Annotated in this window: 15 protein-coding genes; 6 read left to right on the top strand and 9 right to left on the bottom strand. The window is 69.7% G+C overall.

The window, feature by feature from the left end; genetic code table 11:
• Positions 1 to 1647, bottom strand: a complete 1647-nt coding sequence (locus M1L58_RS19060) for a long-chain-fatty-acid--CoA ligase (protein WP_248660082.1) — start codon at positions 1645 to 1647, stop codon at positions 1 to 3.
• Positions 1644 to 2678: an LLM class flavin-dependent oxidoreductase gene (locus M1L58_RS19065; protein ID WP_248660083.1), complete on the bottom strand. Its 1035-nt coding sequence runs from the start codon at positions 2676 to 2678 to the stop codon at positions 1644 to 1646. Before M1L58_RS19065 ends, M1L58_RS19060 begins: the two co-directional genes overlap by 4 nt.
• 259 nt (positions 2679 to 2937) lie before the next feature.
• Between M1L58_RS19065 and M1L58_RS19070 the strand changes: the two genes are divergently transcribed.
• The 6 genes from M1L58_RS19070 to M1L58_RS19095 all read left to right on the top strand — a co-directional run bounded on the left by M1L58_RS19070 (position 2938) and on the right by M1L58_RS19095 (position 8966).
• On the top strand, positions 2938 to 3300 hold the full coding sequence (locus M1L58_RS19070; protein ID WP_248660084.1) for a hypothetical protein: 363 nt from the start codon (positions 2938 to 2940) through the stop codon (positions 3298 to 3300).
• Complete coding sequence (locus M1L58_RS19075; RefSeq protein WP_248660085.1) at positions 3297 to 4334, top strand: hypothetical protein; 1038 nt, start codon at positions 3297 to 3299, stop codon at positions 4332 to 4334. The genes M1L58_RS19070 and M1L58_RS19075 overlap by 4 nt, the downstream gene beginning before the upstream one ends.
• Positions 4331 to 4591 carry a hypothetical protein gene (locus tag M1L58_RS19080; RefSeq protein WP_154882771.1) on the top strand — a complete coding sequence of 87 codons (261 nt, stop codon included), beginning with the start codon at positions 4331 to 4333 and terminating at the stop codon, positions 4589 to 4591. Before M1L58_RS19075 ends, M1L58_RS19080 begins: the two co-directional genes overlap by 4 nt.
• Positions 4592 to 4601: 10 nt before the next feature.
• Positions 4602 to 5591 (top strand): dienelactone hydrolase family protein, encoded by a 990-nt coding sequence (locus tag M1L58_RS19085; protein ID WP_248660086.1) that lies wholly within the window; start codon positions 4602 to 4604, stop codon positions 5589 to 5591.
• Between the two features lie 75 nt (positions 5592 to 5666).
• Positions 5667 to 7529, top strand: a complete 1863-nt coding sequence (gene glmS / locus M1L58_RS19090; RefSeq protein ID WP_154882773.1) for a glutamine--fructose-6-phosphate transaminase (isomerizing) — start codon at positions 5667 to 5669, stop codon at positions 7527 to 7529.
• A 12-nt stretch (positions 7530 to 7541) separates the two neighbouring features.
• Positions 7542 to 8966: an NAD(P)H-hydrate dehydratase gene (locus M1L58_RS19095; RefSeq protein ID WP_248660087.1), complete on the top strand. Its 1425-nt coding sequence runs from the start codon at positions 7542 to 7544 to the stop codon at positions 8964 to 8966.
• A 25-nt stretch (positions 8967 to 8991) separates the two neighbouring features.
• Here the strand turns inward: M1L58_RS19095 and M1L58_RS19100 are convergent, their stop codons facing one another.
• From M1L58_RS19100 to M1L58_RS19130, 7 genes are read right to left on the bottom strand one after another with little or no spacing between them, the layout of a single operon-like run.
• On the bottom strand, positions 8992 to 9951 hold the full coding sequence (locus M1L58_RS19100; protein WP_248660088.1) for an NAD(P)-dependent oxidoreductase: 960 nt from the start codon (positions 9949 to 9951) through the stop codon (positions 8992 to 8994).
• Positions 9951 to 10781, bottom strand: coding sequence for a class II aldolase/adducin family protein (locus tag M1L58_RS19105; protein ID WP_248660089.1), 831 nt, complete (start codon positions 10779 to 10781; stop codon positions 9951 to 9953). The genes M1L58_RS19100 and M1L58_RS19105 overlap by 1 nt, the downstream gene beginning before the upstream one ends.
• A gap of 2 nt (positions 10782 to 10783) precedes the next feature.
• Positions 10784 to 11944: a histidinol-phosphate transaminase gene (hisC, locus tag M1L58_RS19110; protein ID WP_248660090.1), complete on the bottom strand. Its 1161-nt coding sequence runs from the start codon at positions 11942 to 11944 to the stop codon at positions 10784 to 10786.
• A 51-nt stretch (positions 11945 to 11995) separates the two neighbouring features.
• Positions 11996 to 13009 carry an LLM class flavin-dependent oxidoreductase gene (locus M1L58_RS19115; RefSeq protein WP_248660091.1) on the bottom strand — a complete coding sequence of 338 codons (1014 nt, stop codon included), beginning with the start codon at positions 13007 to 13009 and terminating at the stop codon, positions 11996 to 11998.
• Positions 13006 to 13308, bottom strand: coding sequence for a TIGR04076 family protein (locus tag M1L58_RS19120; RefSeq protein WP_204717693.1), 303 nt, complete (start codon positions 13306 to 13308; stop codon positions 13006 to 13008). The genes M1L58_RS19115 and M1L58_RS19120 overlap by 4 nt, the downstream gene beginning before the upstream one ends.
• Positions 13305 to 13634 carry a hypothetical protein gene (locus tag M1L58_RS19125; RefSeq protein WP_204717694.1) on the bottom strand — a complete coding sequence of 110 codons (330 nt, stop codon included), beginning with the start codon at positions 13632 to 13634 and terminating at the stop codon, positions 13305 to 13307. The genes M1L58_RS19120 and M1L58_RS19125 overlap by 4 nt, the downstream gene beginning before the upstream one ends.
• A complete protein-coding gene (locus tag M1L58_RS19130) occupies positions 13631 to 14893 on the bottom strand; it encodes a hypothetical protein (protein ID WP_248660092.1) in 1263 nt (420 codons plus the stop codon). Before M1L58_RS19130 ends, M1L58_RS19125 begins: the two co-directional genes overlap by 4 nt.
• Between the last annotated feature and the right edge of the window lie 34 nt (positions 14894 to 14927).

Here is a 14927-nt window from a genome sequence, read left to right on the forward strand (position 1 = left end):
TTAGGAATCGGCGTGCGTCACGGGAACGGGAGAATCCGCGGCGGTTGTGGGTTCCCACAAGTCGGGCGTCCCGGCCGCCTGCTCGCGGAGTCGTCGTTTGTCGAGTTTTCCGACGCTGGTCCGCGGGAGGGCGTCGACGGCGACGATCAATTCGGGCACCCACCAGCGCGGGACACGCTCGGCCAGCTCGGCCTTCACCACGTCCACGTCGAGGCGGTCGTCGCCGACCACGTAGGCGACGGGACGTTCCTGCCAGCGCGGATGCGGAACGGAGACCACCGCAGCTTCGTGGACGGCCGGGTGCTCGATCAGGGCCTCCTCCAGCGCGACGGAGCTGATCCACTCGCCGCCGCTCTTGATGAGGTCCTTGGTGCGATCGACGATCGTGAGGTAGCCGTGTTCGTCGATGACGCCGATGTCGCCCGTGCGCAACCAGCCGTCGTCGAACTTGTCCGGATGATCGGCACCGTAGTAACCGGTGGCGACCCAGGGGCCGCGGATCAGGATCTCCCCGCGGCTGATCCCGTCGTGAGGCATGATCCGGCCGTCGTCGTCGACGAGTTTCCACTGCAGCCCCGGGAGGAGCCGCCCCTGTTTCCGGATGTACGCCCAGCGGCGTTCCGGATCGTCGTCGGTGGATGCCGGGGGACGGGAGAACGTCGCCATCGGCGAGATCTCGGTCATGCCCCAGCCCTGGAACACCGGGATGCCGAGTGCCTCGAGGTCGCGGATGAGGCCCAGGGCCGGCGTCGAACCGCCCAGGACCAGCGCGCGGAGGCTGCTCAGGTCGGTCCCCGCGGCCTGCGCATGGGCGAGCAGGTCGACCGCCACCGTCGGCACCATCCCGGTGTAGGTCACCCGCTCGGCGGCGATGATGCCGGCGATCTGCGCGGGTGTGGGATGCGGCCCGGGCAGGATCTGCGACGCCCCGGACATCAGCGCCGCGAACGGGACTCCCCACGCGTTGGCGTGGAACATCGGGACCACCAGCAGGGCGCGGTCGCGTTCGGAGATCGCATGTCCGTCGGCCAGGCAGGCGGCCATCGTGTGCAGATACAGGGACTTGTGGGAATATCCAACGCCCTTCGGCGCCCCCGTCGTACCCGACGTGTAGCAGAGCACGGCCAGATCGTCATCCGCGCGGGCGACCGGTGCCGCAATCGGTTCCGCCGAGGCGACCATCGAGTCCAGAGTCGTTCCCGCCGAGACGCTCTCGTCGTCGCCGTCGATCGGGATCACCGGCATGTCCGGACGCCGTTCGCGCGCGACGGAGAGCAGGTGGTCCAGCGAGGGGTCGGCGAAGATCATCGCATCGTCGGCGTGGTCGACGATGTAGGCGATCTCGTCGGGGGAGAGCCGGAGGTTGATCGTGTGCAGCACGGCTCCGGCGAGGGGGACCGCGAGGTACAACTCCAGGTGCCGTCGGTGGTTCCAGGCCAGCGTCCCGACGCGGTCGCCCGGCCGTACACCGCTCGCGACGAGGGCCGAGGCGAGCCGCAGGACCCGGTCGGCATAGTCCCGATACGTGTACCGGAAAGCCTCGGCACCGTCGACGTGATCGACGATCTCCTTCTCGCCGAACATGTCCCGTGCCCGGTACAGGAAGTCGGTGATCAGCAGCGTGTGCGCCGACGGAGGGTGGTTCATGCAGGGACCTCCACCGACGATCGCGCGGCCAGCCGCGCACGGACCTCGGGAACGACCTTGCCGGCGAGCAGTTCGATGCGAGTGCTGCCGCTGTCGATCGACTCACCGGGCAGCTGCGCCCAGAAGTGCACGTCCTCGATCTGCGGGGTGGCGGTCAGCAGCGCGGTGAGCTCGTCGACCGCGGTGGCCGGATCCCACAGGGTGAACGAGCCGGCGTCGACGAGCTGGCCGGGATCGGTGAACTGCGGGATGGGGCCGAACGCACCCATCTCGATGTACTTGTTGATCTGGTAGAGCGCATGGGTGCCGATGCGCGACCACTCGCGGTCGGGATCGTCGGCGATGATCGTCCACTGCCCGGCGAAGATCCGGCCCTCGTCACGGGACCGGCCGAGTCGTTCGAGCGCATCCAGGTACGCCGCGTGGTGGGCGTTCTGGGTGCTGAGGAAGCCGTCGCCGATGCGGGCGGCCCGCTCGATCGCCGGGTCGGCCATCGCACCGACCAGGAGATCGGGAGTCGTCTCGGGGGTGGGCGTGACGGGCAGGGCGGGCTTGCGCAGTCGTTTGCCGTCGAACGGTTCGGCCGACCCGGACCAGCAGCGGCGCACGATCTCCACACCTTCCTCGAGCAGGCTCGGGCGGTTGATCAGACGCCGGTCGAAGGCCTCGAATTCCGGTTCCCAATATCCCTGTCCGACGCCGAGTGAGAAGCGCCCGCCGGTCAGCAGGGACAGCGTGGCCGAGTCCTCGGCGAGTCGGATCGGGTTGTGCAGCGGCGAGACGACGAGGTTGGTGCCGATCTTCATCGTCGTCGTCCGGTCGCCGATCGCGGAGGCGAGCAGGAACGGCGAGGGGGTGTAGCCGTCCTCCATGAAGTGGTGCTCGGTCAGCCAGACCGAGTCGATCCCGATCGACTCCGCCCAGGTGATCTGGTCGAGCGTCGCGCGGTAGAAGTCGCCGAAACCGCGCGACTTCCCGGGCGGATTGCGGAAGTCGTACCAGAGTCCGAAGTTGACGTCCGACGTGCTCATTGCATGGTCCTTTCACCGACGGTGTGGTCGGTGTCACTCTCGATCAAGAATGTGACGACGGGAAGGTACCGAGAAGCCGGTCGTTGTCGGAAATCCCAAGGACCCTCGTTGCACGTCTGAGACGGATGGAACCGGGGGCGGCCCGTGCGCGTCCAAGTAGGCAGGTCGCCGGGCCGGACGGCGGCACCCGGGATGGGTACGATCACCGCATCGTCCGCGACCGGGAGGATCGGGGGCAGGGGATGGACGGGGGTGAGCATTGGGCGGCATCGAGCCGAACCGCATCGCGATGGATGTCGAACAGGTGTCCGCGGTCGCGGCCTACTACCGGCGTTCGTCGCTGGTCCTCGACGCCGTCGCCGACGACCTCGCCGCGCACGACTTCGGCCGGTGGGCGCGCGCCGGTGCCGGCCCCGACGCGGCGGCGTCGCTTGGACCATCCGCCGCAACCTACGCCGAGCTGAGTGCCTCACTGTCCGCTCGTCTCCGGTCGCAGTCCCGGGCCGCGGCCGTGCTCGCACGCAACCTGCGCGACTCCGCGATCGGCATGGCCGACGGCGATGCGCACGCTGCTGGCGAGATCTCGCATGCGACACCGGCAGCCGAGGCGGCTCCGAGATGAGGCGGGACGAGAGCTCCCTGACTGCGCTGCGGGCAGGTGCGCAGGACGGCGCCGCCGCACTCACCGGGCTGCTGGCGGCCGGGCGGCTGATGGGCGTACCCGTCCCCGACGACGCCTCGGTCCGGGCCGGCCTCCGGGCGGTGGACGACTTCGACATCACCGCGCTGTCGGCGGACAGCCGCGTTCTGGTCTCGGCTCACCGGGCCGTCGCCGAACAGCTGCACCACCTGCCCGAACAGCGGGTGCGGCTCGACGGCTGGCACGGCAGGTCCGCGTCACTCGCGATCGACGCGGCCGTCGACCATCAGCGGCGTGCGGAATCCGACCTCTACCTGTTGCACACGATCACCGACGCCACCTCGGCGGCCGCATCGGGGATCGACCGGTTGCTCCGTACCTTCTACCTGGCGGTCGCCCGGCTGTCGGCACCGAGCGCTGCGGGAACACCACCCGCCGAGCTACCTCAGGCGGTGGTGACCGGACGTGTCCCGCTCGACGTCGCGGTCGAGGACATCCGGTCACGGGTCGAGCTGTTCACCACCTCGGTCGACGCCACGTTGCGCGGGATCACCGCAATCCTCGACATCCTCAACCGGTCCCTCGACGGGATCGACGACGACCCCTACCCCGTCGAGATCGAGACCGGGGAGCCCGGGGCCGGCGTCGTCACCCCGCCTGGGGCGCAGCCGGTCGAATCGGTCCGTCCCCAACCGGTTCCGGCCGAGCCGCCGATCGCGCCGACCGAGACGGTGCGCGCGGCGCGGGAGTCCGGGGAGCAGCATGAGGAGCAGGACATCCCGTTCCGGCTGAGTGGTGCACCGGCCGTGGAACCCGAAGTCGCACAGAGTGTTCCGGGGATGGAAGCGGCCGGTGCCGTCGAGGGGAGGCCGGCGGCCGGTCCCGGCGGGGGAGCCCCGACGCCGACCCACGTCGTCGCCGACACCCGCGAGGGCAGCACACCATCGACCGATCCCGACACCGATACGACGCCCGAGCGGTCCGCGGGTGACCTGGCCCTGGCCGGTGACCAGTGAGCCTCGCCGACCAGATCGAGGCCCTCGCGCGTTCGGCCACCGCCGAGGTCGCCGACGCCTCGCACCGTTTCTCCGCTGCTCAGCGCGATCTCGACCGGTCGATGGCCGAACACCGGCGCACCGCCGAGCAATCGGAGACCGAACGGTTGCGCGCCGAGCTCGAGCACGAGGCCGACGCCGCCGACGCACTGCCCGGGATCATGCTGCCCGCCGACAAGGCCGACGCCAGTCCGCATCTGCCGCCACCGAACGCATAGGCTGTCTGTTGTGCCAGGCAAGAAGCGTTCGAAACCATCGCAGCCGCCCGCGAAGCTGATGGCCGCGCTCGGCCGTCGTGGACCGCACCGAGTCCTGCGCGGCGACCTCGGGATCGTCGGTACACGCGGTGAGGTGTTCACCCCCGCCGACGGGGAAAGGCTGCCCGCCATCGCCTTCGGGCACGGCTGGCTGTCGTCGCCGAGTCGCTACCGCGACCTGTGCAAGCATCTGGCCTCCTGGGGCATCGTGGTCGCGGTGCCGGCCGACCAGCGGGGCGTACTCGTCTCCGACGACGCGATGGCCGCGCAGCTGCGCTCGGCGCTGTCGATCGTGACCCGGGTCCGGCTGGGATTCGGCGAGATCACCGTCGACCCGGCCAAGGTGGGTTTCGCCGGCCACGGGTTCGGGGCGTCCGCCGCTGTCATCGCCGCGTCGGAGGGCGTCCTGCACGGTCAGCCGCAGCCGGAGGTCCGGGGAGTGGCCGCGCTGTTCCCGGCGCCGACCACCGTCGGACTCCTGCCCGCTGCGCGCAGTGTCCGTGCGCCCGGTCTCATCGTCTCCTCGATCGGCGAACTCGACACGATCGACGGCAACGCACTCCCGCTCGCGCAGGCGTATGGCGCCGACCACGCCCCCGACGACGAGCACCGCGCAGTTCTGCGCACCCCGCCCGGCGCGACGTCGCGCGGCCTCCTCGAACACCGGACGATCGGTGCGCTGTGGGGGAGCAACGGCGCGGACAAGAAGACGCACACCGCCGTGCGCGCCCTGACCACCGGTTTCCTGCTGTACACGCTCACGCAGGACACCGAGTACCAGGCGTTCTCCGACGCCGACACCGTCCTCGGCAAGGTCCCGGCCGTCGACCTCGACGACCCGCCGGAAGTCCAGGACCGCATCGCCAAACTGCTCGGCGCCAAGGAGCGCAAGCGTCGTCGAGCGGCGTCTCCGGTACCCGCCGCAGCACCGAACGTCGTGGTCCCCAAGACCCTGGAGTGACGCCCCGCACGGTGGCGCGTCGTTCCCACCGCGCGGGCGCGTCGTTCTCACCGCACGCAGGTACGCTGACTAGCTATGTGTGGAATCGTCGGATACGTGGGGCGGCGCGATGCCCTGGACATCGTCGTCGAGGCTTTGCGACGGATGGAGTACCGCGGGTACGACTCGGCGGGCGTCGCCATCCTCGACGGCGCCGGTAACACCGCGATCCAGAAGAAGGCTCTCCGGATGGAGAACCTGGAGAAGCAGATCGCGACCGTCGGCCGCGAGTCGTTGTCGGGGACCACGGGCATCGGCCACACGCGGTGGGCCACGCACGGCAAGCCGACCGACCGCAACGCGCATCCGCATGCCAGCGACGACGGCAAGATCGCGGTCGTCCACAACGGCATCATCGAGAACTACGCGGAGCTGCGGGCCGAGCTGGAAGAGGACGGCGTCGAGTTCGGGTCGGAGACCGACACCGAGACCGCCGTCCACCTGGTCTCCAAGTACTACGCCTTCGGTCCCACCGCCGGTGACTTCGTCTCCAGTGCGTATGCGGCACTGCAGCGACTCGAGGGTGCGTTCACCCTCGTGTTCACCCACGCCGACCACCCCGACACCATCGTCGCCGCCCGCCGGTCCACGCCGCTCGTGGTGGGTGTCGGCCAGGGCGAGATGTTCGTCGGTTCCGACGTGACCGCGTTCATCGAGCACACCCGCGAAGCCGTCGAGCTGGGTCAGGACGAGGTCGTCGTCATCACCGCCGACACCTACACGATCACCGACTTCGACCGGAACGAGCGCGCGGGCAAGCCCTTCCACATCGACTGGGACCTCGCCGCGGCCGAGAAGGGCGGCTACGACTTCTTCATGCTGAAGGAGATCGCCGAGCAGCCGCGCGCGATCGCCGACACCCTGCTCGGTCATCTGCAGAACGGGCGCATCGTGCTCGACGAGCAGCGGTTGACCGACGACGATCTGCGCGACGTCGACAAGGTCTTCGTCGTCGCCTGTGGCACGGCCTACCACGCCGGCCTGCTGGCGAAGTACGCGATCGAGCACTGGACGCGCCTTCCCGTCGAGATCGAGCTGGCCAGCGAGTTCCGCTACCGCGACCCCGTCCTCGACCGGTCGACACTGGTCGTGGCGATCTCCCAGTCGGGCGAGACCGCCGACACGCTCGAAGCCGTCCGGCACGCCAAGGACCAGAAGGCCCGCGTGCTGGCGATCTGCAACACCAACGGTGCGCAGATCCCGCGCGAATCCGACGCCGTGCTCTACACCCACGCCGGTCCGGAGATCGGCGTCGCGTCGACCAAGTGCTTCCTCGCGCAGATCGTCGCGGCCTACCTGGTCGGGCTGGCGCTCGCGCAGGCCCGCGGCACGAAGTACGCCGACGAGGTGGCCCGCGAGTTCGCCGCCATCGAGGCCATGGCCGATTCGGTCGCCGAGGTCCTCGGGACCATGGAGCCGGTCCGCGACCTCGCCCGGTCGCTGTCCCACCACAACACCGTGCTGTTCATCGGCCGCCATGTCGGCTATCCGGTGGCGCTCGAAGGTGCGCTGAAGCTCAAGGAGCTCGCGTACATGCACGCCGAGGGCTTCGCGGCCGGTGAGCTCAAGCACGGCCCCATCGCCCTCATCGAGGACGGCCTGCCGGTCATCACCGTGATGCCGTCCCCGGACGGTCGCGCGGTGCTGCATTCGAAGATGGTCAGCAACATCCGCGAGATCCAGGCCCGCGGTGCGCGCACCATCGTCATCGCCGAAGCCGACGACGCCGCCGCGCGCGCGGTCGCCGACGAGTTCATCCCGATCCCGAAGACGCCGACGCTCCTGCAGCCGCTGGTCTCCACGGTGCCGCTGCAGGTGTTCGCCGCCAGCGTCGCCCAGGCCCGCGGCTACGACGTCGACAAGCCGCGCAACCTGGCCAAGTCAGTGACCGTCGAGTAGATCCGGCCACACATGCCGACCCGGTACCTGACCGCCGACGAGGTCCGCGACGCCGAGCGGGCGTCGGGAGATCTGCTCGCCAGCGGGACGCTGATGCGCCGCGCCGCGCACGGCGTCGCGCAGGCCGTCGCAGCGGAACTGAACCGGGCCGGCGGCTGCTACGGCCGGTCGGTGGGTGTCGTCGTCGGCGCCGGCGACAACGGTGGCGACGCGCTCTTCGCCGCCGCCGAACTGGCCCGTCGCGGAGTCGCCGCGCATGCAGTGCTGCTCGCCCCCGAGAAGGCACACCCCGCCGGACTGCGGGCGTTCCGGGCGGCCGGCGGTCGGGTCGACGACGCTTTGCCCGGCGGGCTCGACGCGGTCATCGACGGGGTCGTGGGCATCGGCGGCAGGGGGCCGCTGCGCCCCGCGGCCGCGACGGTCTTCGCCGGCCTCGATCCCGAGACCACCATCGTCGCAGTCGATCTGCCGTCCGGGGTGGACGCCGACACGGGCGAGGTCCACACCCCGGCGGTCCGCGCCGACGTCACCGTCACCTTCGGCTTCCCCCGGCGTGCGCATCTTCTCGCGGCGCCGCAGTGCGGCCGCGTGACCGTCGTCGACATCGGCATCGGTGATCCCACCGAACCGGATGCGCGACAACTCATCTCGTATTCCGACGACGAGATCGACTGGCCCGCACCGGGTCCCTACGACGACAAGTACACCCAGGGCGTGGTCGGGGTCATCGCCGGCTCGCACCGTTACCCGGGGGCCGCGATCCTGTCCGCCGGTGCCGCGGCGACCGCGACCTCCGGCATGACGCGATACGTCGGGTCGGCCCACGCCGAGGTGGTGTCCCACTTCCCCGAGGTGGTCGCCGCTCCCGACCTCGCCGATGCCGGCCGCGTCCAGGCCTGGGCGGTCGGCCCGGGCATGGGGACCGACGCCGCAGCGACGGCGACTCTGCGGACCGTCCTCGACTCCGACCTCCCGGTCCTCGTCGACGCGGATGCGCTGACCATCGTGTCGAACGATCCCGACCTCGTCGCCGGTCGGACGGCGCCGACGCTCCTGACCCCGCACGCGGGCGAGTTCGCGCGGCTGACCGGGCGTGAGGTCGGGGCGGATCGGCTGACCGCGGTCGCCGACCTCGCTTCCCGATGGGGTGTCACGGTTCTCCTGAAGGGCCGGATCACGCTGGTCGCAGACCCGGTGGGACGAGTCGTCGGCAATGATGCCGGGTCGTCGTGGGCCGCGACCGCCGGCGCCGGTGACGTGCTGGCCGGCATCGCCGGTTCGCTGCTCGCGGCCGGCAGATCCCCTCAGGAGGCGGGCGCCTGGGCAGCTCGCGTCCACGCGCACGCCGCGCTGCTCGCGAGCCGGGGGGCTCCGATCGGAGCTTCCGCGCTGCTCGCTGCGCTGCGCCCGGCGATCCGGGTGCTCCGGAACCGCTGACGGTTCGCCGTCCGGGTGTGCCCGCTCACCGGTTGAGCACGTGCACCAGCGGCTTCCCGGTGGCTACGGCAACGATGTTGTCCCGGACTGTTCCGACCTGCGCCGCAACCGAATTGCCGGTGACCCCCGCGACATGCGGACTGAACAGGACGTTCTGCTCGGCGATCACCTGCGGATCGAGCTGCGGAGGTTCCGTGCCGAAGACGTCGAGGGCCGCACCGGCCATCGTGCGGTCGCGGACCCGTCCCAGAACGGCCTCCTGGTCGACGATGCCGCCTCGGCTGACATCGATCAGGATGGCATCGACCGGGAGCGCGGCCACCGCGGCGCGGTCGACGAGTCCCAGGGTGTCCGGTGTCCGGGCGATCGCGATGATCACCAGGTCACTCGTGGAGAGCAACTCCGGCAGAGACCTCCACGCAGCTTCGGCGATCCGCGAGCGTGGAGACCAGTACGACACATCGCATCCGAGGGCCGAGTACATCCCGCAGAGTCGCGAACCGACCTGGCCGGCGCCGACAACGCCCACCCGACTGCCGCGGAGCTCGCGCGGGCGCGCGTGTTCGAGGATGTCCAACTGCGGCCACCTGCCGTTGCGGACCTCGGCGTCGGCCCACCGGTAGGACCGCAGCAGATTCATCGTGGCACCCAGGCACCACTCGGTGACCGACCACGAATTGGCCGGGCCGATGTTGGCGACCGGGACACCACGTCGTGCCCATGCGTCGAGGTCGATGGTCTCCACACCGGCAGTCGGTTGCTGAACGAGAGCGGCGTCCCGGGCGAGCGCCGCCTCGGTGTCGCCGAGCCGCAACTGCCCTGACCAGTCGCCGACGATGATGTCGCAGTTCGGCAGTGCGGCTCGCAGGGCGTCGGGGGTGTGCTCGAACAGACGAGTCACCTCGACGTCGATTCCCTTCGGTGCGACCGCCTCGAGGAGCGCCGCGGACGGGTTGGGTGGCAACAGCAGAACCCGGAGACTCATCAGACCCCCGTTCCCCACATCTCGGCGAAGTCGGACTGTTCCCGGCAGATTCGCGGAATGATCGACTGATACTGGAACCATCCGACCGCCTCACCACCGACAGTGGCGCCGGTGGCGACTGCGGTGTCGTGGTCGAGCATGGTCGGCGTTCCCGCGGCCAGCGCGATCAACTCGGCTTGCATAGACCGTTCCATCGTGATGAACCACCACACCGCCGACTCGACGGTTGTGCCGACCGTGAGGTGCCCGTGGTTGGCGAGGATCGCCGCCTTGCGCCGGCCGAGCGCTGCCGCGATGCGGCGACCCTCCTCGGCCGCGAACACCACGCCGTCATAGTTCGGATAGAGGATGTGGTCCCGGTAGAACGCGCACGAGTCCTGGGTCATCGGGCCCAGCTCGCGGCCCGTCGCGGAGAACGCCTTGCCGTACAGGCCGTGTGCGTGCACCGCGCCGACCACCTCGGGGCGACTATCGTGGATCGCGGCGTGGATCGCGAAGGCGGCCCCGTTGAGTGGACCGGAACCCTCGACGATGTTTCCGTCGCTGTCGACCAGGACGAGGTCGTCCGGGCGGACCGAACCGAAGTAGGCGCCCCAGCGCGCGGTCCAGAAGTGGTCCGTCAGTTCGGGATCCCGGGCCGTGATGTGGCCGGCGACTCCTTCGTCCATCCCGAATCGCGACAGCAGCCGGTAACCGCCGACCAACGCGATCTTGCGACGACGGCGTTCCTCGATTAACGACGTGGAGGGCTGCCGCAGCGGGATTCCGCTGGGCTGAGCGTCGGGGACGGTGCCGGTGCCGGTGGCGGTGGTGTCTGTGTCGAGGGACATGATCACTCCTTGGGTGTGGTCAGGGTGGGTGGTGTGGCCAGCATGGTCTGGGTGGCGGCCGGTGTGGTCTTGGGGGGTGCGGTCTCGAAGTGTCTTGTGCGCGCGGCGAGTTCGAGCAGGCGCGTGTTGGCCTCGGTCTCGCCGATCGAGACCCGCACCCCGGTGCCTGCCAGGGGACGGACGGACAGGCCGATCTCGCCGGCCTCTGCGACAAAGCTCGCGGCGTCCTCGGCATCGGGGAAGGTGAGCCAGACGAAGTTGCCCTGTGGATCACCCACGTCCCACCCGATTTCGGTGAGACCGCGCACGACCCGACGCCTCTCGACGACGAGATCCTCCACGCGCGCGAGCAGTTCGGTGCGCAGCTGCAGCGAGGCCACGGCTGCCGCCTGGGCCGGCAGACTGACCCCGAACGGGATGGCGACCGCACGCAGGGCCGCAGCGATCTCGGCCGGTGCACAGGCGTAACCCACCCGCAGACCGGCGAGACCGTAGGCCTTCGAGAAAGTCCTCGCCACAGCGACATTGGTGCGGCACTTGGCGATTGCCATCCCGTCGAGCGGGTCGTCCATCCGCACGAACTCGGCGTAGGCCTCGTCCAGGATCACCAGGACGTGCTCGGGAACCGAGTCGAGGAAATCGAGCACCTCGGTGTGGGTCAACGACGCCCCGGTCGGATTGTTCGGCGTGCAGAGGATCACGGCGCGGGTGCGGTCGTCGATGCGGGACGCCATGGCCGCGAGGTCGTGGTGTCCGCCGGAAGTCAGTGGTACCTGTTCGGACCGTGCGTTGCCGGCGAGCACGGCGATGGGATATGCCTCGAAACTCGGCCACGGGTAGACGACGTTGTCTCCGGGTTCGCAGACACTCGAGATCAGGTCGTAGATGATTGCGGTGGAACCGGTTGCCACGGCGAGATTCGCGGCTGCGACTCCCAGGCTGTCGGCCAAGGCCGCGTACAGCTCCGCGTTGCCCATGTCCGGGTATCGGTTGGAGTCGCGGGTCGCGCGGTCGACGGCCTCGACCACGCCGGGTAGGGGAGGGTACGGGTTCTCGTTGGACGACAGCTTGTATCGTGCGACACCGGGTATGGCAGCCGGTGCCTTGCCGGCCACGTAGGGCGGCATGGCGCTGATGCTCGACCGGACGTGAAGGGTGGTCATGGTTTCACCGTATTTCGTTGCGTACTAGGTATTTCGGACAGTGGGTCGGGTTCAGGCGTCGGCGAGGCGGCGCAGGGCGGGAAGCACCTGGGTACCGATGAGCTTCAGGGCCTGATAAGGGTCGGCTCCGATCGGTGGGCCGAAGGAGATGTGCCGCGCGCCGGCGTCGATCAGCTGCGCGCACTGGTCGACCACGTCGTGCACGCCTCCGACGATGCCGAGTCCGAGCATCGCGTCGGTCACCGATGCGGTTGCCGCGCCGATGCCGTCGGTGTCGAGCAATCGCTGGGTGGTGGCGAACTCGTCGGGATCGAAACCGTGCCGGGCGAGGACCGATGCCGGTAGGGAACCGGAATAGAGCGCGATCTGGTGGGCCATCGCGTGTCGGGCCTCGGCAGGATCATCAGCGATCGCCGCCCACACGCAGGCGGCGATGTCGAGGTGGGCGAGGTCACGGCCGTTGTCGGCGGCCCCGGTTGCGATCTCGGCCATCGCCGAGAACACGTGGCGCGGCGGCAGGCAGAGCGGGAGCGCGCCGTCGGCATGGCGACCGGCGACGCGCAGCATCTGCGGGCCCATCGCGCCGACATAGACCTCGACCTCCCTGGCGTACCGCGGAACCGCGAGACCGGTCCAACCGGATGCGGCGCCGGTGACCCCGGCCGGGCTGCGTCCGGCTGAGAGCTCCTTGATGGCGACGACCGCATCGCGGGTCCGGGCCACCGGCCCGGTCGGCGGGGTGATGCCCGCCTTGGCGTAGAACACGTCCGAACCGGCTCCCACTCCCACGATGAACCGGCCACCCGACAGTTCCTGGAGTCCGGAGGCGTACAACGCGATCTGTCCGGGATGGACGGTGACAGGGTCGACCACCGCGCATCCGAAACGAATCCGACTGGTGCGGAGTGCGATAGCCGCCAGACTCACCAGGCCCGGTTCGCCGAGGAAGTCGTTGCCGGTCCACACCTGGTCGAACCCGGCCTCCTCGGCGAGCTCGGCCTTGGTCACCACATCGGCCACGCCGGTGTGGGATCCGATGCGGGCGCTGAAAACGAGACCGGTCATCCGGCAGTCCTTTCGATTGTCGGGGTGGCGGATTCGTCGAGAACACGCACGCGCATCCGTACGGCTTCGGGTGCATCCGGGCAGGCGAGCAACGGAGACGAGCTCAGGTAGTCGTCGGCTCCGGCCCCATCGAGGCGCCCGAGCACCACGGGCAGGACATTGGCGATCGCGAAGTAACAGAACTTCTTCCCCTCGGGAACGACCACGCCGGTGGCGGACAGGTCGAAGTGATCACCCACCTCCAGTCCGCAGGCCGAGTAGTTCATCGACTCGACGGTGCAGCGCACGGTGACACTCATGACGCGGCGCCGGTCGTGCCGGACCCCTCCATCTCGGGCATCAGGGTGATCACCACGTTCTCCTCGACGTGCGGGCACAAGAAGTAGGGCTTGCGCAAGAGCCAGTCGTCGGCGGGAAGCGGCATCTGACGGGTACCGAGACATGGCAGGACTGCCGCCAGAGCGTTGGGGCAGAACGGCTTCCCGTTCGTGGACATCCCGGTCTCGTCGATGACGACGTAGTCGCCGACCCGGGCGCCGCACCGCGGCGCATCGGCCCGGTCGATCTGCACGCGCACCCGAGGTGTCGGGCCGACCATGGCCGGCGAGCCGGAGTCGGTGCTCATGCGCGTTCGGCGAAGAGCTCGCGGGCCCGTTCGACCGGCGCCGCCCCGGAGGTGTCCACACCTCCGCTGGACAATCCGGCGCGGGCCAGCGCACCCAGGTGGTCGCGGCGGGTACCCGCGTGTGACAGAGCGCCGTAGGCGTCCCGGAGCACGCGTTGCATCGGATCGACGTCGCGGATGAAGCCTGCTCGCGCCAGATCCGTGGTGATGTCGACGACACGGCGCAGGGCCAGCCCGGCGAACGCGTTGACGGCGGTCATCCTGGCCTGCGCAGCGGGTGTGAGGACGTTGTCGGAGAAGATGATGTCGTCGGTGATGTCGGCGACGGTGCGGCTGCCGGCGTAGGCGAAGTCGACCTCGGTGACGGCCTCCCCGAAACGCTGGAGCATGGCGGCGTCGAGATGCGCGACACCGCGTGCCGAGATGATGTCGGCGGTGATCTCGACCAGGTGGCGCGCCACGCCGAGGGCCACGCCGGTGAGGGCGAAGTGGCTCAGGTGAACGCTGCGGTTGAGCGGGTCCTTGGTCTGGTCGTACCGGGCGTCGCGGTCGAAGGAGTGCGAAGCGGGGACGAAGGCCGGTTCGGTGATCACATATGAGGTGCTCCCCGAGCCGCGGACCCCGAGTACCTGCCAGTTGTCCGACGCCGTGACCGCCTCGCGCGGGAGCCAGATTCCGAGGTGGAGTTGGGTGCCGCTGGGGCCGATCACAGGTTGGTCGCCGTCGAAGACGTTCGCGCTGCCGATCACGTGTTCGGCGGTGTAGCTGCCGCTACCCCAGTCCCAGCGGCCGCTCACCAGGTATCCACCGGGCACCAGTTGTGCCCGACCACGCGGATGGAAGGAACCGCTGGTCGGCATGTCGCGGGTGGGATACAGCTCGGCATAAGCCTCGTCGTCGAGGCGGGCGGCGTAGAAGCCGGTCGCGTTGAGGACGGCGACGTTCCAGGCAGCCGACGCGTCCACGGTGGCCACGTCGGCGACCACATCGAGTTGGCGGCGCAGACTCATCTCGAGGCCACCGCGAAAGGCAGGGAAGGCCATCTGGAACAGCCCGGCGCGGCGGAACGCGGTGGCGAGGCGGGGGGTCAGGCGAGCGATCTGCTCCATCTCGTCGGCTTCGTCGGCAACCAGGCCGAGCAGCCGCCGGGCGTTGGTGGCCACGGCGTCGGCCGAATCGAGGGGAAGCAACTCCGGGATGAGGGTGTCCGTTCCCGCCAGGGTGGAGTCCTGACCGGCGGCGGTGTCGGTGATTGTCATGGTCTACCTCGAATCATGTTGGGGTGGTGGATCA

It is taken from the genome of Gordonia sp. C13 (assembly GCF_023218005.1).
Lineage (GTDB): Bacteria > Actinomycetota > Actinomycetes > Mycobacteriales > Mycobacteriaceae > Gordonia > Gordonia namibiensis.